19 protein-coding genes and 1 pseudogene are annotated in these 16,694 nt (G+C 68.3%); 8 read left to right on the top strand and 12 right to left on the bottom strand.

Annotated elements, in window-relative coordinates:
* Position 1: 1 nt before the first annotated feature.
* From ACFQEV_RS03900 to ACFQEV_RS03910, 3 genes are all read right to left on the bottom strand, one after another.
* Positions 2-1,237, bottom strand: a complete 1,236-nt coding sequence (locus tag ACFQEV_RS03900) for an outer membrane protein assembly factor BamB family protein (RefSeq protein ID WP_379692747.1) — start codon at positions 1,235-1,237, stop codon at positions 2-4.
* Positions 1,238-1,274: 37 nt separating this feature from the next.
* Complete coding sequence (locus ACFQEV_RS03905; RefSeq protein WP_379692749.1) at positions 1,275-1,409, bottom strand: hypothetical protein; 135 nt, start codon at positions 1,407-1,409, stop codon at positions 1,275-1,277.
* Positions 1,410-1,473: 64 nt separating this feature from the next.
* Positions 1,474-2,496, bottom strand: coding sequence for a phosphoribosylaminoimidazolesuccinocarboxamide synthase (locus ACFQEV_RS03910; RefSeq protein ID WP_379692751.1), 1,023 nt, complete (start codon positions 2,494-2,496; stop codon positions 1,474-1,476).
* Positions 2,497-2,646: 150 nt separating this feature from the next.
* Between ACFQEV_RS03910 and ACFQEV_RS03915 the strand changes: the two genes are divergently transcribed.
* Positions 2,647-3,468 carry an NAD-dependent protein deacylase gene (locus tag ACFQEV_RS03915; protein WP_379692753.1) on the top strand — a complete coding sequence of 274 codons (822 nt, stop codon included), beginning with the start codon at positions 2,647-2,649 and terminating at the stop codon, positions 3,466-3,468.
* A gap of 194 nt (positions 3,469-3,662) precedes the next feature.
* On the opposite strand, the gene ACFQEV_RS03920 is transcribed toward ACFQEV_RS03915, so the two are convergent.
* On the bottom strand, positions 3,663-4,175 hold the full coding sequence (locus ACFQEV_RS03920; protein ID WP_379692755.1) for a DUF5518 domain-containing protein: 513 nt from the start codon (positions 4,173-4,175) through the stop codon (positions 3,663-3,665).
* Positions 4,176-4,394: 219 nt separating this feature from the next.
* Between ACFQEV_RS03920 and cofH the strand changes: the two genes are divergently transcribed.
* The 3 genes from cofH to ACFQEV_RS03935 all read left to right on the top strand — a co-directional run bounded on the left by cofH (position 4,395) and on the right by ACFQEV_RS03935 (position 7,078).
* Positions 4,395-5,792, top strand: coding sequence for a 7,8-didemethyl-8-hydroxy-5-deazariboflavin synthase subunit CofH (cofH, locus tag ACFQEV_RS03925; protein ID WP_379692756.1), 1,398 nt, complete (start codon positions 4,395-4,397; stop codon positions 5,790-5,792).
* Positions 5,793-5,801: 9 nt separating this feature from the next.
* Positions 5,802-6,350, top strand: a complete 549-nt coding sequence (locus ACFQEV_RS03930) for a metal-dependent hydrolase (protein ID WP_379692758.1) — start codon at positions 5,802-5,804, stop codon at positions 6,348-6,350.
* 116 nt (positions 6,351-6,466) lie between these two features.
* Complete coding sequence (locus ACFQEV_RS03935; protein ID WP_379692760.1) at positions 6,467-7,078, top strand: hypothetical protein; 612 nt, start codon at positions 6,467-6,469, stop codon at positions 7,076-7,078.
* A gap of 203 nt (positions 7,079-7,281) precedes the next feature.
* Here ACFQEV_RS03935 and cofG read toward each other — a convergent pair whose 3' ends face one another.
* From cofG to ACFQEV_RS03960, 5 genes and pseudogenes are all read right to left on the bottom strand, one after another.
* Complete coding sequence (gene cofG, locus ACFQEV_RS03940; RefSeq protein WP_379692762.1) at positions 7,282-8,439, bottom strand: 7,8-didemethyl-8-hydroxy-5-deazariboflavin synthase subunit CofG; 1,158 nt, start codon at positions 8,437-8,439, stop codon at positions 7,282-7,284.
* Between the two features lie 269 nt (positions 8,440-8,708).
* Positions 8,709-9,371 (bottom strand): 2-phospho-L-lactate guanylyltransferase, encoded by a 663-nt coding sequence (gene cofC, locus ACFQEV_RS03945; protein WP_379694526.1) that lies wholly within the window; start codon positions 9,369-9,371, stop codon positions 8,709-8,711.
* A gap of 51 nt (positions 9,372-9,422) precedes the next feature.
* Positions 9,423-10,225: pseudogene (locus tag ACFQEV_RS03950) on the bottom strand (DUF4398 domain-containing protein).
* Positions 10,194-11,378 carry a tubulin/FtsZ family protein gene (locus ACFQEV_RS03955; protein WP_379692764.1) on the bottom strand — a complete coding sequence of 395 codons (1,185 nt, stop codon included), beginning with the start codon at positions 11,376-11,378 and terminating at the stop codon, positions 10,194-10,196. The pseudogene ACFQEV_RS03950 and the gene ACFQEV_RS03955 overlap by 32 nt, the downstream one beginning before the upstream one ends.
* Before the next feature lie 221 nt (positions 11,379-11,599).
* Complete coding sequence (locus ACFQEV_RS03960; RefSeq protein WP_379692766.1) at positions 11,600-12,499, bottom strand: complex I NDUFA9 subunit family protein; 900 nt, start codon at positions 12,497-12,499, stop codon at positions 11,600-11,602.
* Positions 12,500-12,664: 165 nt separating this feature from the next.
* Between ACFQEV_RS03960 and tmk the strand changes: the two genes are divergently transcribed.
* Positions 12,665-13,273, top strand: a complete 609-nt coding sequence (gene tmk, locus ACFQEV_RS03965; RefSeq protein WP_379692768.1) for a dTMP kinase — start codon at positions 12,665-12,667, stop codon at positions 13,271-13,273.
* A gap of 4 nt (positions 13,274-13,277) precedes the next feature.
* On the opposite strand, the gene ACFQEV_RS03970 is transcribed toward tmk, so the two are convergent.
* On the bottom strand, positions 13,278-13,598 hold the full coding sequence (locus ACFQEV_RS03970; RefSeq protein ID WP_379692770.1) for a hypothetical protein: 321 nt from the start codon (positions 13,596-13,598) through the stop codon (positions 13,278-13,280).
* A 106-nt stretch (positions 13,599-13,704) separates the two neighbouring features.
* Here ACFQEV_RS03970 and ACFQEV_RS03975 point away from each other — a divergent pair, with 106 nt between their 5' ends.
* Positions 13,705-14,751, top strand: a complete 1,047-nt coding sequence (locus ACFQEV_RS03975) for a thiamine pyrophosphate-dependent dehydrogenase E1 component subunit alpha (RefSeq protein ID WP_379692772.1) — start codon at positions 13,705-13,707, stop codon at positions 14,749-14,751.
* Positions 14,752-14,760: 9 nt separating this feature from the next.
* Here the strand turns inward: ACFQEV_RS03975 and ACFQEV_RS03980 are convergent, their stop codons facing one another.
* A complete protein-coding gene (locus tag ACFQEV_RS03980; protein ID WP_379692774.1) occupies positions 14,761-14,994 on the bottom strand; it encodes an Lrp/AsnC ligand binding domain-containing protein in 234 nt (77 codons plus the stop codon).
* Positions 14,995-15,080: 86 nt separating this feature from the next.
* On the opposite strand from ACFQEV_RS03980, the gene ACFQEV_RS03985 reads away from it, so the two are divergent.
* Positions 15,081-15,764, top strand: coding sequence for a potassium channel family protein (locus tag ACFQEV_RS03985; protein ID WP_379692776.1), 684 nt, complete (start codon positions 15,081-15,083; stop codon positions 15,762-15,764).
* 1 nt (position 15,765) lies between these two features.
* Positions 15,766-15,996, top strand: a complete 231-nt coding sequence (locus tag ACFQEV_RS03990; RefSeq protein WP_379692778.1) for an Lrp/AsnC ligand binding domain-containing protein — start codon at positions 15,766-15,768, stop codon at positions 15,994-15,996.
* A 50-nt stretch (positions 15,997-16,046) separates the two neighbouring features.
* Here ACFQEV_RS03990 and ACFQEV_RS03995 read toward each other — a convergent pair whose 3' ends face one another.
* Positions 16,047-16,550 carry a DUF5813 family protein gene (locus ACFQEV_RS03995; RefSeq protein ID WP_379692780.1) on the bottom strand — a complete coding sequence of 168 codons (504 nt, stop codon included), beginning with the start codon at positions 16,548-16,550 and terminating at the stop codon, positions 16,047-16,049.
* Positions 16,551-16,694 lie beyond the last annotated feature (144 nt).

Below are 16,694 nucleotides of genomic sequence, written 5' to 3' on the forward strand. Positions count from 1 at the left end.
CTCAGGGGCCGAAGCGGTCGAACCCGCCCCGCCACTCTTCTACCGTCTCGCCGCTTCGACTTCCGAAGTAGAGCGCTCCGTCGGCCACCGACGGCGCGCACGTCACCGTCCGCGCTATCGACCGACGCCAGCGCTCGGTCCCGTCGAACCCGACTTCGTAGACGGTTCCTTCCCACGTGACGCCGTAGACGCCGTCCTCGGCCGCGACCGGCGCGTAGTGGCGTTCGTCGGCGGGGCCGGCGGTCCACGCCGTCTCGCCCGTCTCGCGGTCGAACGCACGAAGCGGCGCGTTCCACCCGCCGACGAGGACGACTCCGCCCGCGAGGACGGGTTGCTCGTACCGGAGGTAGTCGCCGTCAGCCGCCCCGTTCCGCGTCCACTCGACGCTCCCGTCGGCCATCGAAACCGCCGAGAGGACGCCCTCCTCGTCGACCGAGAAGCACCGCTTCTCGCCCACCGCCGCGGGGTCGTAGGTGGCGGCCACGTCGGCCTCCCACCGCACGCTCCCGTCCTCGGCGTCGAGACAGAACAGACCGCCGCCGTTCCCGTCGTACCCGTTCGAGACGACGACTCGGTCCTCGGTCGCCGAACACGTCTGCACGGCGGGCATCTCCACGTCCGTCCGCCAGAGGCGTTCGCCGGTCGCGGCGTCAAGTGCGAGGAACCGCCGGCCGCCGACGTAGACGCGCCCTCGACGGACGGCGGGCGAGACGTGCGGGAAGCCGTATCCGCTCCGGTAGCGCCAGTTCACCGCGCCCGTCTCCGCGTCGACGGCGCGGGTCCCGTTCGTGTCCTCGACGAGGACGGTGTTCCCGACGACCGTCGGCACTCCCACGTCGGGTTCGGTGGGGAGACGCCACCGCTCGGACCCCTCTCGGTCCGCCGCGATGACGCCCGAGAACGGGTCGTCTCCGTCTCCGCCGCCCGGGTCGAACCACCGTCGGACGACGAACAGGAAGAAATCCGGGCCGACGACGACCTGTCGCTCGGGGAAGTGATTCGCCCCGTGCAGGCGCGTCAGTCGGGCGTCGGCGTCCGGTCCCGGCCCGTCGGCGGACGCCGTCCGACGGGCGTCGCCACCCAGCGTCGGCCACGGGCCGGAGTCGCCCGACACGTCGGCGTCGCGTTCGTGCGTGCGGGGGAGATACCGCGCTCGAAGGCCGGTACACCCCGCGGTGCCGAGGGCGGCGGCGGAACCGAGGGCGGCGAGGACGCGTCTGCGGGTCGGAGGGTGCACGGTGACACGCTCGAAAAACGGAGTAATAGGTCTTCTGTCACGTCGCCGCGACGCAGTTGCCGAGGCTCGTGCGATGTCCGTCGTGGATTCCGGACTCCGCCGCCTCGCCTTCGTCCTCTACGGCGGATGGGCGTTCGTCGCGGGCGGCCTTCGTCGGCGCGGGGGTACTCACCGTCGTCGGCGCCGCCGGCCTCGGCGAACGGGCGGTCCGCGTCGTCCAGTCGTGATTCGAGTGATCAGAGGTCCCGGACGCGTTCGACGGCCTCAGAGACGCCGGGCGCGTCGAACCACTCCGCGCCGGTGTAGGCGTTCGTCCCGGCGGCGTACATCTCCGCCACCGCGTCGAGGACGTCCGCGGGAAGCGGTTCGGGGTCGCGTTCGCAGAGGGTCCGCCAGTCGGCGACGCCCTCGGCGTCCGCGCGGGACTTCGCCTCCGAGACGGCGTCGACCCACTCGGGGTCCGCGCGCTTGTAGTACTGCCGGACGACTTCCTTCGACACCTCCTGGCCCTCGTAGGAGAAGCGGTTCTCGTCGAACGTGCCGACCACGTCCGCGACTTTGACGGTTCCGTCGTGGTACAGACACTCTATCTTCCCGTCCTCGTGGACGAACCCGCCGCGTTCCGCGCGGCCGTTGAGGACGTGGTTGACCGCGAGGGCGAGTTCCTCGAGGCGGTCGATATCGACCGCGCCGGCGATTTCGTCGGCCTCCCCGCGGTCCAGATACCGGTCCTGTTCCTCGTACTTGGTGGAGAACTCGACGACCGGTTCGGGGAGTTCGACCGCTTCGTCGGGCCACTCCTCGTAGTCGAGGCCGTACGCCGCGGGCGTTCCGCGCTTGCGGAGACTCGACCCGACGGGGACGGTGTTCCGGAAGACGATTTCGAGCGGAATCAGGTAGTTCTTCCCCGCCGCCTCGTGGTAGGCGTCGTAGTCGTACGCTCCGTCGCCGACGTAGGGGAGGTCCGGCACCTGCGTCAGTTCGATCGCCATCTCCGTCGGCGGTTCCTCGCACTCGCCGAGTTCCTTCACCTCGCCGTCTTCGACCACCCCCACGTAGTGCGTCGGCACGTGGTTCACGTCGAGAAGTTCGAAGTTGTGCGCGCCCATCGTACAGAGGGACGCGCCCTTCCCCTCGATGTGGTCGGGCATCTCGCCCCAGTCGAACACGGAGTACTGGTCGGTGAAGACGAACCGCCCCCGTCCGAGTTCGTCGGCCGTTGGAGACTCCTCGACTCGGAACTCCTTCACGCTGGTCATGTGCCTCCGTGGCCCCCCATCGCACAAGTAACCTTCCACTTCCGTGCCCACCGACCCCGTTAACGGGGCATTTCATATGCACGTTCGTGGTTATTGCCTTGATAACCGGATCGGCGCGACACTTTTCATCTAGGACTTTCTACTGGTAGTATGGACGACGAGTTTGGCGGCGACTCCGGACGACGTTCGGCGAGCCGCCGAGATACCCTCGGCGACGTCGCGGACGCGCTGGCGACCGCCGAGAGTGCGACTGCGATGACGGGGGCCGGCGTCAGCACGGCGTCGGGTATCCCCTCCTTCCGCGGCGAGGGCGGCATCTGGAACACCGACTTCGACCCGGACGACTTCAGCATCGACCGATTCCGAGCGGACCCCGACGGTTTCTGGCGCGACCGACTCGAACTGCACGGGCGGATGTTCGCCGCCGACCCGGAACCGAATCCGGCGCACGACGCCCTCGTTCGACTCGAAGAGATGGGCGTCCTCGACGCCGTGGTGACGCAGAACACCGATGGCCTCCACAAGGAGGCCGGCACCGGTCGCCTCATCGAACTCCACGGCAACGCCGCGCGCGCCGCCTGCGTCGAGTGCGACGCGACGGTGCCCGCAGCGGAGGCGTTCGAGGCGGTCCGCGGGGGCGAGACGCCGCGGTGTCCCGCCTGCGAGGGCCTCATGAAGCCCGACGTGGTGCTGTTCGGCGAGGAACTGCCGTACCACCCGTTCGACGCCGCGCGCCGGATGGCCCGCGAGGGCGACCTGTTCCTCGCCGTCGGGTCGTCTCTGACCGTCGAACCCGCCGCGTCGCTTCCCGAGGAGGCGTCGCGATTCGGCGGGGAACTCGCCGTCGTCAACCTCGACGCGACGGAGACGGACCGCGTCGCCCACCACGTCGTCCGCGGCGACGCGACGGAGGCGCTTCCGGTACTCGTCGAGATGGTCGAGGCGCGTCTGGCCGCGAAGCGGTCCGTCTGAGACGCCGAACCGTCCGCACGCGAGCGGACGACCGCCAACTTCGACCGGTACGGTCGAGGCGCGAGAGCGTTCGCTCGACGCGACGACCGGACCGAGCCGATTCTATTCGACGCGATTTCTCCTCACGCTCGTCGTCGTCGTCCTCGTCGTCGTTCGCGCCCCCTTTCGGGAGTGACGGCGCGAACGGGACGGCCTCACGCCGTCGAACGCTCTCGGTCCCCTTCGTCCCTGTTCGCGTCCCTCGCCCGCGGCGGTTCGCCGCCGTCCGCCTCCTCGCGCACGTAGACGCCGAGGTAGCCGCCGACGGCCCCGAGTCCCGCCGAGATGACCAGCGTCGCGCCGACGGAGAACGCGAGGAGAGACAGGAACAGGAGCGTTCCGGCGACGGCGTTCTCGACGACGGTGAAGAAGCCCAACGCGGCGAAGACGAGGGTGAGAACCGCCACGAGGGGGACGGCGGCGAGTGCGCCGGACGCGGCGCCGACTCGCGCGCCCGCCTCGCGGCTTCGCCGGTGGAGGTACCCCGCGACGCCCCCGCCGAGAATCGGCGAGAACGGCACGAACGACGCGACGATGCTCACGACTGCGCCGAGGAGGGCGCTGACCCAGAACCCCGTCCCCTCGGCGGGGGCGTCCCGCCGACTCGACGAACGCGGCCCGTCGTCCACGTCGGACCAGTCGGTCTCTATCGTGGGCTCCGTTTTCATACCCCACGGTACGCACGCCGCGGTAATAACCGCTCTCACGGACGCGCCGTCCGTCGCTCACTGCTCGTCGCTCGCGGTCCGCCGTCGGCGTTCGTCGCTGGGTGCTCGTCGTCGGACGGTGGCGACTTCGTTCGACTCGGCGGACACCTCGTCGCCGTCCGTCGGTCATCGCCGCCGCGACCGGCCGATTTTTGTGCCTGCCGATTGTGTCGTCGTAGCATGACCGACGCGTCGGCGACGGACTCGAACTCCGACGAGTTCGACTTCGAACACACGCCCGAGACGGACCAGTCGTTCGAGAACGCGTTGGCGAAGGCGCGAGACGGCGCGCGACTCACCGTCGCCGACGGCATCGAACTGATGACGACGGGAACCGACGTTTCCGGTATCGACCCGGTTCGCAAGGAGCAAGTGCTGGAGGCCGCGGACCGACGCCGCGCGGAGGTGGTCGGCGACGACGTGACGTTCGTCGCCAACCTGAACAACAACGTCACGACGGCGTGCAACACGGGCTGTCTGTTCTGTAACTTCAAGAACACCGCCCACCAGTTCGAGTCCGACTACGAGGGCGAGCACACCGGGTTCACGAAGACGCCCACCGAATCCCGCGAAATCGTCGAAGAGGCCCTCGAAACGGGCATCTACGAGGTCACCTCCGTCTCCGGTCTCCACCCCGCGTTCGTCCTCAACGAGGAACACCGCGAGATTCTGGAGACCTACGACGACCCCTACGCCGAGGCGGACTACAAACCGCCGGCGGCGTACGACAAAGACCCCGGCACGTACGTCGAACAGATGCGCGCGATGTCCGTCGGCGGCGCGCACCTCCACTCGATGACGCCGGAGGAGGCGTACCACGCGCGGCGCGGCACCAACTGGTCCTACGAGGACGTCTACCGCGAACTGAAGGCGGCGGGCCTCTCCTCGGCGCCCGGCACCGCGGCGGAGATTCTCGTCCCCGAGGTGCGCGAGGTCATCTGCCCCGGGAAGATAGGTACCGAGGAGTGGGTCGAAGGCATGGAGGGCGCTATCGCCGCCGGACTCGACGTGACAGCCACCATCATGTACGGTCACGTCGAGAACGAGGCCCACCGCGTCATGCACCTGAAGGTGATTCGGGACCTGCAGGACCGCACCGGCGGCATTACGGAGTTCGTCCCCCTCTCGTTCGTCCACCAAAACACCCCCCTGTACGACCGCGGACTCGTCACCGGCGGGGCGTCAGACGACGAGGACGAACTGATGATAGCCGTCTCGCGCCTGTTCCTCGACAACGTCGAGAACATCCAATCGTCGTGGGTGAAGTTCGGGAACGCGAAGTCGCTGAAACTACTCAACTGCGGCGCGAACGACTTCATGGGGACCATCCTCTCCGAGGAGATCACCAAGCGCGCGGGCGGCGGGTACGGCGAGTACCGGTCGTTCGACGACTACGTGGCGATGGTGTCGGCCATCGGCCGCCCGCCGGTCGAACGCTCGACCGACTACAGGGAGCGACGGCGCATCGACCCCGACGACGGCCCGCACGGCCCGACGCTCGGCCCCCGCGCCGACGGCACGCCGATGCTCTCGGACCGACCGGACGGCACCGGTTCGACGGCCCCCGCCGACGACTGAGGCCGGACCGTGATGGTGACGACGCACGCCGCGGCGGGACTCCTCCTTGCGGTACCCGTGGCGACGAGGGCCCCCGAACTCGCCGTCCCGGCCGTCGCGGGTGCCCTCGTCGGGGGCGTCCTCCCCGACTTCGACCTGTTCGTCGGCGTCCACCGCCGGACGCTCCACTTCCCCGTCTACTACACGCTTGCTGGCGTCCTCGCCGCTATCGTCGCGTTCGCCGCACCGACGCCGCTTTCGGTCGCCCTCGCTCTCTGTCTGCTGTCCGCGGGCCTCCACTCGATCTCCGACTGGTTCGGCGCGGGCGAGGAACTCCGCCCGTGGGAGCGAACGTCGCCGCGGGCCGTCTACGTCCACCCCCTCCGGCGGTGGCTTCGCCCGAAGTACGTCGTCCGCTACGACGGCGCGCCGGAGGACTTCCTCCTGACCGTCGCCCTCGCCGCCCCGGCCGCCTACGTCTTCGACGGCGGTGTCCGCCTCGTCGTCGTCGTCGGCGTCCTCCTCGCTCTCGCCTACACGGTGTTCAGAAAGCGCGTCCCCGACGTGCTCGGCATCTGACCCGGCGACGGTCGCCGCGACGAATCCCGTCGCGCAAGAGATATACGTCGGTGGCGGTTGAATCGCTGTGAGATGAGTACGGAGAGGCGTCGCGCGGGTCCGGGTGGTCGCCGATGATGGCGATGACGCACGTCGCCGTCGGCCTCGCCCTCGCCGCGCCCGTCGCCCTCCTCGCGCCGGACCTCGCGCCCGCGGCACTCGCGGGGGCCGTGGCGGGGAGCGTCTTCCCCGACATCGACATGGTCGTCGGCGAACACCGCCGGACGTTCCACGTCGCGGAGGCGTACGCCGTCGCGGCGTTCGCCTGTCTCGCCCTCGCGTTCGTCGCCCCGTCGGCGCTTTCGACCGCGGCGGCGGCGTTCTCCGTCGCCGCGACGCTCCACCCGGTTTTCGACGTGGCGGGCGGGAGTTCGGAGGCGCGCCCGTGGGAGGCGGCGACGAACCGCGGCGTCTACCTCCGGTCGGCCAGCGGGTGGGTCGCACCGCGTCGCTGGGTTCGCTACGACGGCGCGCCGGAGGACTTCGCGCTCGCGGCCGTCCTGGCGGTTCCGGGTCTCGTCCTCTACGGCCCGGCCGTTCGGGGGGGAACGGTCGCGCTCCTCGTCGTCGGCGCGCTGTACACGCTGGCGCGAAAGCGCATCCCGCAGCTCTCCGGCCGGGTCGAACTCCCCGTCCCGCCGGTTCTGACCGCCGTCGTGACCGTCGTCTCGTTCTTCCGGTCTCGCTGACGCGCGAAACGGAGCGTTCCTCGGCGCTTAGCCGCCGCGACGGCGGTCGGCGGCGGACCGGCGGGACGTCTCGCAGAACGGAATCGGACCGGGGACGGCGACGGCCCACGGCGCGTCTATCTGACACATAGGGTACCCTTCGCGGGCGAGGCTAAGGCAGTCGCCGGTGGTTCTCGGATTCCGGGAACGCCGGCGTCGGACCGTCAGTCGTCCGCACCGACCGCGAGGGGGCCGTCGCGGCGCGCGACGCCGCGGTAGCGTTCGCCGTGAACGTCGTCCGCCGCTATCGCGTCCCGCACGGCGGGCGAAAGCCACTCGCCGGGGGCCTCGCGGCCGTCGAAGTCCTCGCGTCGGTGAGATCCGGGGAGGTAGCGGTCGTAGACGGGCAGACGTTCGTACAGGGGGACGCCCGCCTCGTCGGCGATGTCGCGGAGCTCCCGCAGGGCGGGCCACTCGTAGTCCGGGTTGATGTAGTCGTCCGTCACGGGCGAGACGCCGCCCAAGTCGTCCACGCCGCAGTCGAGGAGTTCGCGCGTCGGCGAGAGGTTCGGCGGTACCTGCACCGATACCTCCTCGGGGAGGGCGACGCGCGCCATGGCGACGACGCGGCGCATCGTCTCCACCGACGGTTTCTCGAAGTCGGAGCGTTCGTTCGGGACGACGTTCTGGACGATGACCTCCTGCACGTGGCCGTACCGTTCGTGGAGTTCGCGAATCGCCAGCAGACTCTCCGCCCTGTCGCGCCACGTCTCGCCGATGCCGACGAGGATGCCCGTGGTGAACGGGACGCCGACTTCGCCCGCGGCCTCGATGGTGTTCAGTCGTTGGCCGGGCGTCTTCCGGCGCGTCCCGGCGTGGGCCCGCACGTCCGCAGTCGTCTCCAGCATCACGCCCATGCTGGCGTTGACCGGCGCGAGCGATTCGAACTCCGCCTCCGTCAGGTCGCCGGGGTTGCTGTGCGCGAGGAGTCCCTCCTCCATCGCCATCTCGCAGACGTCGCGCAGGTAGGCGAGGATGTCGTCGTACCCCCACTCGTCCAACTGGGCGTGTATTTCCTCGTAGCGGTCGTCGGGCTTGTCGCCGAAGGTGAAGAGGGCCTCCGTGCACCCGGCGTCCGCGCCGACGCGCAGTCGCCGCCGCACCTCCTCGGGGGAGAGCAACGACGCCTCGCCCGGCACGTCGTAGTAGGTGCAGTACGTGCAGGTGTAGCGACAGGCCGTCGTCAACGGGAGGAAGATGTTCCGAGAGAACGTGAGTTCCGGCGCCGCCTCGACGTCCGCCGGGGACGCCGCCAGCAGTCGTTCGACGTCGCCCTCGTCTACGTCGACGGACACGTCGTACTCGTCGATGCCGGGGAACATGCGTTCGGGTGCGACCCGAGGGCACAAAAGGGTGTACACTCCCCGCAGGGGGAAACGGGGAGCGCACGGCGCCGCCGCGGGACGGGGGGGCGCGGCGGCGCTTCCGCGAGAGGACGGACGGCGGGAGGTCCGTCCGCGAAGACAGGGGATGGGGCGACGCGCGACAGTGCGGTTCAACCGGTGTGCCGGAACACCCGACGTGCCGCGCACAGTGACGATTCGTCTCTACCCATATGTCTTTACTGGCAGATAGTTTAGGAAACCTGCGGTTACGCCTCCCGAACGACGCCGACGCGCCCCCCGCGGATGTTGAGTTCGAACCCGGCCTCGCGTAACCACCGCCGCGACTCCCCGCCGCCGTGGAGCAAGACCTCCGCGAGGTCCGACGGTTCGTCCACGTCGGTCGAGAGGCGCATCGAATCGACCACGCGGACGGACGCCCCCACCTCCTCGGCGATGCGGCGGTGGTCGCGGTAGGACGCGCCGTGGTAATCGACGCGGAACTCCGGGTGGCGGACGACGAGTGCGTTCGTCCCGCCGCCGCGCCCGGGCGCGACGACCACCGTGCCCTCGGCGTCCGCGAGTCGCCGCACAGCCTCCGGCGTGGCGAGTGCGAGGTCGGCCATCGCCACCGCCACCTCGCCGTCGCGGGCCACGTCCGCGAAGGCGGGGCCGTCGCCGTCCGATCCGTCGAGGCGCGCGAGGACGGCGTTGACGGCGGGCGTCAACGGTCTGTCGTCCACGACGACGTCGGCGTCCGAAACCGAGACGGGTTCGGTGGCCAACACCACCGGGTCGTGTCCCGCCGCCTCGATAGCGTCGAGAACGTCGCGCAACATCGCCCGAGCGAACGCTCGCCGCTCCGACTCGGTCAGACGCTCGGAGAGCCGACTCTTCGGGTCGCGACCGGCGTACGGGACGACGACGCGCATCGCCACTACGTTCGAGCGAGCGCCACTAAAAAAAGTGCGTTCGAGCGGGCGTTAGCCCAGTTTGTCGTAGGTGTCCTGTTGTGACCGCCAGTAGAGGAACCCACCGACGAACAGGGCGACGACGAGCAGACGAGCAGACCGCCGACGCCGTACATCGCGAGCTGTTTCGTCTGGCTCGACTTCTGTGCCTTCTGCGCTTTCGTCTGCGCTTCGTTCGCCAGCGTCGTCGCCAGACCGAACTCCCCGCCCTCGTAGGCTTCCACCGCGTTGGCGAGCTGCTGTTCGGCCTCCTTCGTGTTCGCGCCCGACGCGCTCTCGATAGCCGACTTCGCGTCGTCGAGTGCGGCGCGCGCGTCGTTGCTCTCCTGCGTGAAGTGGTGCGTGGACCACGAGCCTATCTCGTTCGAGGACCCGCCGGAGCGCGTCTGCGTCAGCTGCATCGCCGTGAACTCCTGTGCGGGGTCGTAGCTGTACGACTCCACCTCGGGGACGGTGCCGGTGACGGTCACCTCGACTTCGCTCGTCCCGTCGGCGGCGGAGACGTCCACGCCGCTGAAGTTCTGACCGTCGAACTCGTCCTGTCCGACTTTCGCGCCGGTCTGGTCGTAGTAGACGACGGTCCAGGTCACGTCGGTCAGTTCGGTAGAGCCCGCGAGCGTCCACGACTCAAGCTGCGGGTCCTTGTACAGTTCGTCGAGCGTCACCGTCGCGGTGACCTGCTGACCGACTTCGCTCTCGGCGGGAACGTCGTCGTCCCCGACGGAGACGGCCGCCGCTGGGACGGCCGCCAGAGAGAGGACGAGCACGCAGGCCAACGCGAGCTTAAAACAGCGATTCAAGCTCGTCTTCGTCATCGTTGATTAGGTTCTGCAAGTTGTCGTTGCTCTCCTCTCGGATTTCGTCGATGTTGTCCTGCGCCTCGATGGCGACCTGCTGGAGCTCCTTGATGCGCGGGACGTTCGTGACGCCCGAAAGCAGGATGACGGACGCGACTTTCCCGGCCCCTCGGATGGGGTAGTCGCCGCCGCGGACCTCCATGCTCCCGGTCTGCTCCTCGATCCACTTCCGCCCGCGCTCTATACCTTTCCGGTTGAGATGCTCCGGCGGGCCGGCCATCACCAGAAGGGCGCGTTCGGTTCCCTCTATCTCGCAGGGGAGCGTGAGGCGTCCGAGCGCCGCTTTACGCACGAGCGACGTGATTCGGTTGGTCGTGTGGGCGGTGTCGAGATTCGTGTCCTCCTCGCCGCCGGTGAGTCGAGAGAGCAGTCCCCCGCCCGAACCGCCCGACCCCTCGACGGTCTCGGAGGCGTACCCGACGGTGGAGACGCCGCCGCCGGCGAGCGTGTTGATGATCTCGGAGGAGTCGACGACGCTCTCTGCGACCTCGCCCCCCTGTTCGACCTCTCCGGCGCCGAACAGGACGCCGAAGCGGTTGACTATCTCCTCGTTGATCTCGTCGTACCCACCCTGTACGGACTCCCCGGTCTTCCGCCACGCGTCGTTGTCGAACACCATGAGGTTGTCCACCTCACGGACGAACGTCTGGAACGACCGCGCGGCGTTGAGGGTGTAGATTCCCCCCTCGTCGCTGCCCGGCAGGATGCCGAGGCCGTACACGGGTTCGGTGTAGATTCGTTTCAGGTGTTTCGCTAGTACGGGCGCACCGCCGCTCCCGGTACCGCCTCCGAGTCCGGAGACGACCAAGAACGCGTCCACTTCGTGGACGGGGATCGAGTCGATGGCACCTTGAACTTCGTCGATGTCTTCCTCGGCGATTTCGGCGCCGAGTTCGTTGTCGGCACCGACACCGTGGCCCTTCACGCGCGACTGCCCGATGAGCACGCGTTGGTCCTGCGGAATGTGTTTGAGTCCCATCAAGTCTGCCTTCGCCGAGTTGACTGCCACGGCCGCGCGGACGATGCCCGACCCTTGACGCTTGTCGTATTCGACGAATTTATCGACTACTTTTCCCCCAGCCTGCCCGAATCCGATCATTGCGAGCTTCATCGTTTCTCCGGTCCCCTCGCCATTGAATATATGCGAACATCAACGTAGATATAAGTTTTGTGATGGAGGAATATCTGCTTAGGTGACTATAACGGGGTAAATCGCCGGACGTAACCGTGTTGTTAACGAGTCGTTACACCGACGGATGGGAGTCCTTCGAGGTGGAAGGATCACTTCGTTTATAATCTTTTCGGCCGCTCGGCTCCGGAGCGACCCCCCGCTCAGTCGTCAGCGTTCCGACGGGAGAGGTACGCGCGGACCGTCGTTAGGTCGTCGTTATCGACGCCGAACGCGCCCGCGTCGTTGTCGTCGGTCGTATTGTCGAACTGAAGTGAGCGGTACTGGTCGGCCCCCATCGGGAACCCCGGAATCGCCCCGCCGACGGCGAGGCCGATTCGCGCCAACGGCATCGGAACCGGGACGACGGTCGTCGACCGACCCTCGGACTCGTGGATGAGTTTCGCTATCTCCGCGAGGGTGAGTTTCTCCGGACCGGCGACTTCGTAGATTCGCCCGACGTGTTCCTCCGCTTCGGCCGCGTCCGCGAGCATCGGCGCGAAGTCGCCGACCCAGAGCGGTTGGAACCGCGTCTTCCCCCCGCCGGGAAGCGGACTCACGTACGGCGGCGCGAGCAGTTTCGTAAAGGAGAGGAACTCGCCGCCCTCGCCGAACACCACCGACGGACGGAAGATGGTGTACGCGAGGTCCGAGTCGGTGACTATCTCCTCGGCCCGGCCCTTCGCGCGGATGTACGCCGTCGGGCCGTCGGGGTCCGCGCCCAACGCGCTCAGGTGGACGTACCGGTCCACGTCGTTGTTCTCCGCGGCGCGGACGACGTTCTCGGTTCCGTGTCGGTGGACCTTGTCGTGCATCTCGTTGCCCCCCTTCGGCTTGAACAACGGCGAGAGGGCGACGAGGTTGAACACGGCGTCCACCCCCTCGAACGCGCCTTTGATGGAGTCGTACGCGGTCACGTTCCCCATCGCGTTGTTCACCGCCTCCGGCAAGCCGTCGCCGCCGGGACTCCGCGAGAGGGCCGTCACTTCGTGCCCGCGTTCGATCAGTTCGCGGCAGAGGTGGCTCCCGATGAATCCGGTTCCGCCCACGACGAGGACGTTCATGGCGTCTACGTCGGCTTCTGGACAGGTAAATGTACTCCCGTCCCCCGGTTTCGCGGCCGTTCTGCCGCCGTCCCGCCGCCGTCCGGCGACCCGTCGGCGGCGCGGCGGGCGTCCGCCCGTCCGAATCCCGCGACGCTTTACTCCCTCCGAGTTCCACGTCGGAGTATGCTCATCACGCTCGAAGGACTCGACGGAAGCGGGAAGACGACCGCGTGGGAGGCGCTACATGACGCCTATCCCGACGCGGTGTTCACCCGCGAACCGACGGAGTCGTGGTACGGCGACGCCGTCTACCGGTCGATGTCCGACGAGGGGGCCGACCCGTTGGCCGAGTTGTTCCTGTTCACTGCGGACCACGCCGACCACCTCTCGCGCGTGATTCGCCCGGCGTTGGAGGCGGGGAAGCTCGTCGTCTCGGACCGCTACTCCGACTCGCGGTTCGCCTATCAGGCGGCCACGCTCTCGGAGACGGACCTGACGCGACCGCTCGAATACGTGCAGGGCATCCACGCGGCGTTCTCCCGCCCGCCGGACGCGACCATCTACCTCGACGTGGACCCCGAGACGGCTGCCGCCCGCGCGGGGGCGACGAACAAGTTCGAGCGAGCGGAGTACCTCGCCGACGTGCGGGACAACTACGAGGAACTCATCGAGGCCACCCCCGAGCGCTTCGTCCGCATCGACGCGACGGAACCGCCGGAGGACGTCGTCGAGATGGTCGAACGGAGCGTCGAACGACTCCTGCGGGAACGCGAACGGCGCGACGAAGCGTAACCGACTACTGCGTCTCCGGCAGGTCGTACTCCTCCGGCGGCGGCACGTACAGGGTGTCGATGGCGAACCCGAGAGCCAGCGGCATGCCGACGGACGCCCCGAGCAACACCGGGACGTCGAGGTTCAACCCGGCACCGATGGGGAGGACGCCGAAGAACACGAGCGTCGAGACGATGAGGACGACGGGGATGAGAAGCAGCGAGTAGACGACGTACCCCCACTGCGTCTTCAGCCGGATGCGGAAGAACCGGGTTAACACCGCCGCCAGGAGCGTGTGACCGACGAGGACCGCCCCGAACAGCACGAGGTTGACGACCGAGACCATACGCCGAGTACGTCGCCGCCGAACTTTACACCCTCGGGTTTCGAGGTGTCCCCGCTCTCGCGGACGATCGCGGAACTTTATCAGGAGTCGCGGCGAGAACTCGGGCATGCACCGACTCGTCGGAGAGCGCTCCCTCGAAGAGACGTGGCTCACCGAGGTGGACGCCCGCGCCGCCTTCCGCGATATGGTCCGGGCGCGTCGGTTCGACGACCGCGCCCTCGCCCTCCAGCGACGCGGGTGGATGAGCGGGTACCCGCCGTTCCGCGGGCAGGAGGCGTCGCAGGTGGGCGCGGCCCACGCGCTTCGGGAGGACGACTGGCTATTCCCAACCTACCGTTCGAACGCCCTCCAACTGGCCCGCGGCGTCCCAATGAGCGACGTACTCCTGTTCCGCCGCGGCCGCGCGGAGTACCACTCGGACCACGACGTCCCCGTCTTCCCGCAGGCGGTGCCCATCGCCACGCAGATACCGCTGGCGACGGGCGCGGGGATGGCCGCGAACTACCGCGAGGAGGAGTACGCGGTCCTCGTCTGCTTCGGCGACGGCGCGACGAGCGAAGGCGACTTCCACGAGGGGCTGAACTTCGCGGGCGTCTTCGACGCGCCGGTCGTCTTCTTCTGCGAGAACAACGACTGGGCCATCTCGATGCGCCGGGACCGACAGACTGCGAGCGACTCCATCGCCGTCAAAGCGGAGGCGTACGGCTTCGAGGGCGTGCAGGTGGACGGCAACGACCCGTTGGCGGTCCGCGAGACGGTCACCGACGCCCTCGCCTCGGCGCGGGGCGGCGACCCGGTCCTCGTGGAGAGTCTCACATACCGGCGGGGGCCGCACACGACGGCGGACGACCCGAGCGTCTACCGCGGCGAGGAGCCCGACTTACCGGAGTGGCGGACGCGCGACCCCCTCGAACGGTACGAGGAGTTCCTCCGCGGGGAGGGCGTGATAGACGACGACTTCGTCGAGACGGTCCGCGAGGAGACGGAGGCGGAGCTGAAAGCCGCGGTCGAGGAGGCCGAGTCCGTCCCGCCGGCGGACCCCGACGACGTGTTCGACCACGCGTACGGGTCGCTCCCGCCGGGCGTCGAACGGCAGAAGGCGGCGATGCGGGACCACCTCTCGCGGCACGACCCGAACGAACTCGACCGCTGACCGCCCCCGTCAGTCATCCATCGAGATGTACGTCTTCGTGTCCGTCACGCCCTCCAACCCCTGAACGCCGCTGGAGGCGGTCTTCAGTACCTCGTACACCTCCTCGGACTCGACTTCCGCGATGATGTCGTAGTCGCCCGCGACGATGTGCGCCTCCGTGACTGTCGAGAGCTTTCGGATGGGGTCGAGCAGCCGTTCCGACTCGCCCGCGGCGGTTTTCACCATGATGAAGGCGTGTACCATGACAGACACATGCACGCATCGGCTCAAAGCGTTTGTGCCGCTCGCCGGGGCAAGGTTATTCATCTCACGCGGCGTACGTCTCTCATATGCGGTTCGTTATCATCGGTGCCGGACGTGTCGGTCTTCGAACGGCCCGGGTTCTCAAAGGGGAGGGACACGAGGTGGCCCTCGTCGAACGGGACCGGGACCGAATCGACCGGGCCCGCGACGCCGGATTCGAGGTGGTGGAGGGAGACGGCGCCCGCGAGGAGACGCTCGAAGCGGCGGGTATCGATAAGTCCGACGCGCTCGGCGCACTCACGGGCGATTTGAACGTGAACTTCGCCGCCTGTTCCATCGCCAAACACCACGGCCTCCGGACGGTCCTCCGCGTGGACGAGGACTACCGCGAGGAGGTGTACCAGAAGTACGCCAACGAAGTGGACGAGGTGGTCTACCCCGAACGCCTCGGCGCGATCGGCGCGAAGAACGCCCTCCTCGGGGGGTCCGTTCGCGCCATCGCCGACATCGCACAACACCTTCAGGTCGTCCTCATGACCGTCTCCGAGGAGTCGCCGATGCAGGGGTACACCATAGACGAGGTGGCCCTCCCGGCGAACGCGCGCATCCTCGCGTTCGGGAAGGCGGACGAACCGATGGGACTGCCCATGCCGGACCACTCGCTGGAGGAGGGGGACAGAATCGCGGTGCTCGCGGACTTCTCCGTGTTGGACGAAGTCCGGCAACTCGTCGTCGGCGAGAAACTGTCCGCGTCCACGGGGGGTGCCTGAGATGGTCACCTCCTACGTCATGGTGAAGGCGTCAACCGGGGACGTAGACCGCCTCCGCGAGGAGATGCTATCGCTCGACGAGGGCGTCCGGAGCGTCAGTATCGTCGCCGGCGACGTGGACTTCGTCGTCAAAACGGAGGTGGGCTCCCCCGGCGAGGTGAAAGAGATCGCCGCGGGCATCCACGAGATAAACGGCATCGAAGACACGCAGACGTACATGGCGATGGACTGACTCCCCCCGTCGCCGTCCGCTCCGTCACCGAAACCCTAATTTCTCGCCGTTCAGAGCGGCGTTCCGCCGTCTCCGCCCGCCGCCTCGCTCGCCCGGTCGATGAGGCTCGACACCGGGTCGGTGTACTCGTATCCGGGGATGACGCCCTGCACGTACGTCCCCTCGACGTAGTCGATGACCGCGCCGGCGTCGTCCGCGCCGCGGCGTTCGTTCACGTCGGCGAACGAGGTTTCGACCACCGCCTCCTCGCCCTCCCGGCGCACGTCCACCGACAGGTCGCGTTCGACTTTCGTCACGCCGCCGATGTCCTCCGCTCGAAGCGCGAACGTCTCGTACCACCCGTCTTCGACCACGTCGGCCACGTCGCCCTCGACGACGGCGTCCAGCATGGGGACGCGAACCTCCACGTCGAACGTCACCTCCGCGCCGTCCTCGGAGACGCGAACCCGACCGTCGAACGCAGTCGCGGTCGATTCGAACGTCTCGTCGCCTACCTGCTCGAAGGAGTTGTGGTCATCGAACGCCCGTCGGACGCGTCCGGATACGTCGCTCATGGTCCCACGGAGGGGACGGCGGGGCAAAAGCCCCTCGCGTCCGACGCCCGCGCGGAATCCTCACTCGGGCGACGTATCTCGTTGGATACATCAGCGGCGGCGAACGTATCGCGGCAGGTGCGGCACTTTTAAGTTCCTCCCGGC

Origin of the sequence: Halopelagius fulvigenes (genome assembly GCF_042662625.1) — an archaeon.
Taxonomy (GTDB): Archaea; Halobacteriota; Halobacteria; order Halobacteriales; family Haloferacaceae; genus Halopelagius; species Halopelagius fulvigenes.

Bases quoted from the DNA above. Each gene is read 5' to 3' on its own strand.
- ACFQEV_RS03975 (WP_379692772.1), top strand. From the start codon at position 13,705: ATGCACCGACTCGTCGGAGAGCGCTCCCTCGAAGAGACGTGGCTCACC.
- ACFQEV_RS03935 (WP_379692760.1), top strand. From the start codon at position 6,467: ATGGCGATGACGCACGTCGCCGTCGGCCTCGCCCTCGCCGCGCCCGTC.
- ACFQEV_RS03955 (WP_379692764.1), bottom strand. From the start codon at position 11,378: ATGAAGCTCGCAATGATCGGATTCGGGCAGGCTGGGGGAAAAGTAGTC.
- ACFQEV_RS03920 (WP_379692755.1), bottom strand. From the start codon at position 4,175: ATGAAAACGGAGCCCACGATAGAGACCGACTGGTCCGACGTGGACGAC.
- ACFQEV_RS03910 (WP_379692751.1), bottom strand. From the start codon at position 2,496: ATGACCAGCGTGAAGGAGTTCCGAGTCGAGGAGTCTCCAACGGCCGAC.
- cofH (WP_379692756.1), top strand. From the start codon at position 4,395: ATGACCGACGCGTCGGCGACGGACTCGAACTCCGACGAGTTCGACTTC.
- ACFQEV_RS03985 (WP_379692776.1), top strand. From the start codon at position 15,081: ATGCGGTTCGTTATCATCGGTGCCGGACGTGTCGGTCTTCGAACGGCC.
- ACFQEV_RS03970 (WP_379692770.1), bottom strand. From the start codon at position 13,598: ATGGTCTCGGTCGTCAACCTCGTGCTGTTCGGGGCGGTCCTCGTCGGT.
- ACFQEV_RS03990 (WP_379692778.1), top strand. From the start codon at position 15,766: ATGGTCACCTCCTACGTCATGGTGAAGGCGTCAACCGGGGACGTAGAC.
- ACFQEV_RS03960 (WP_379692766.1), bottom strand. From the start codon at position 12,499: ATGAACGTCCTCGTCGTGGGCGGAACCGGATTCATCGGGAGCCACCTC.
- ACFQEV_RS03980 (WP_379692774.1), bottom strand. From the start codon at position 14,994: ATGGTACACGCCTTCATCATGGTGAAAACCGCCGCGGGCGAGTCGGAA.
- tmk (WP_379692768.1), top strand. From the start codon at position 12,665: ATGCTCATCACGCTCGAAGGACTCGACGGAAGCGGGAAGACGACCGCG.
- ACFQEV_RS03995 (WP_379692780.1), bottom strand. From the start codon at position 16,550: ATGAGCGACGTATCCGGACGCGTCCGACGGGCGTTCGATGACCACAAC.
- cofG (WP_379692762.1), bottom strand. From the start codon at position 8,439: ATGTTCCCCGGCATCGACGAGTACGACGTGTCCGTCGACGTAGACGAG.
- ACFQEV_RS03915 (WP_379692753.1), top strand. From the start codon at position 2,647: ATGGACGACGAGTTTGGCGGCGACTCCGGACGACGTTCGGCGAGCCGC.
- cofC (WP_379694526.1), bottom strand. From the start codon at position 9,371: ATGCGCGTCGTCGTCCCGTACGCCGGTCGCGACCCGAAGAGTCGGCTC.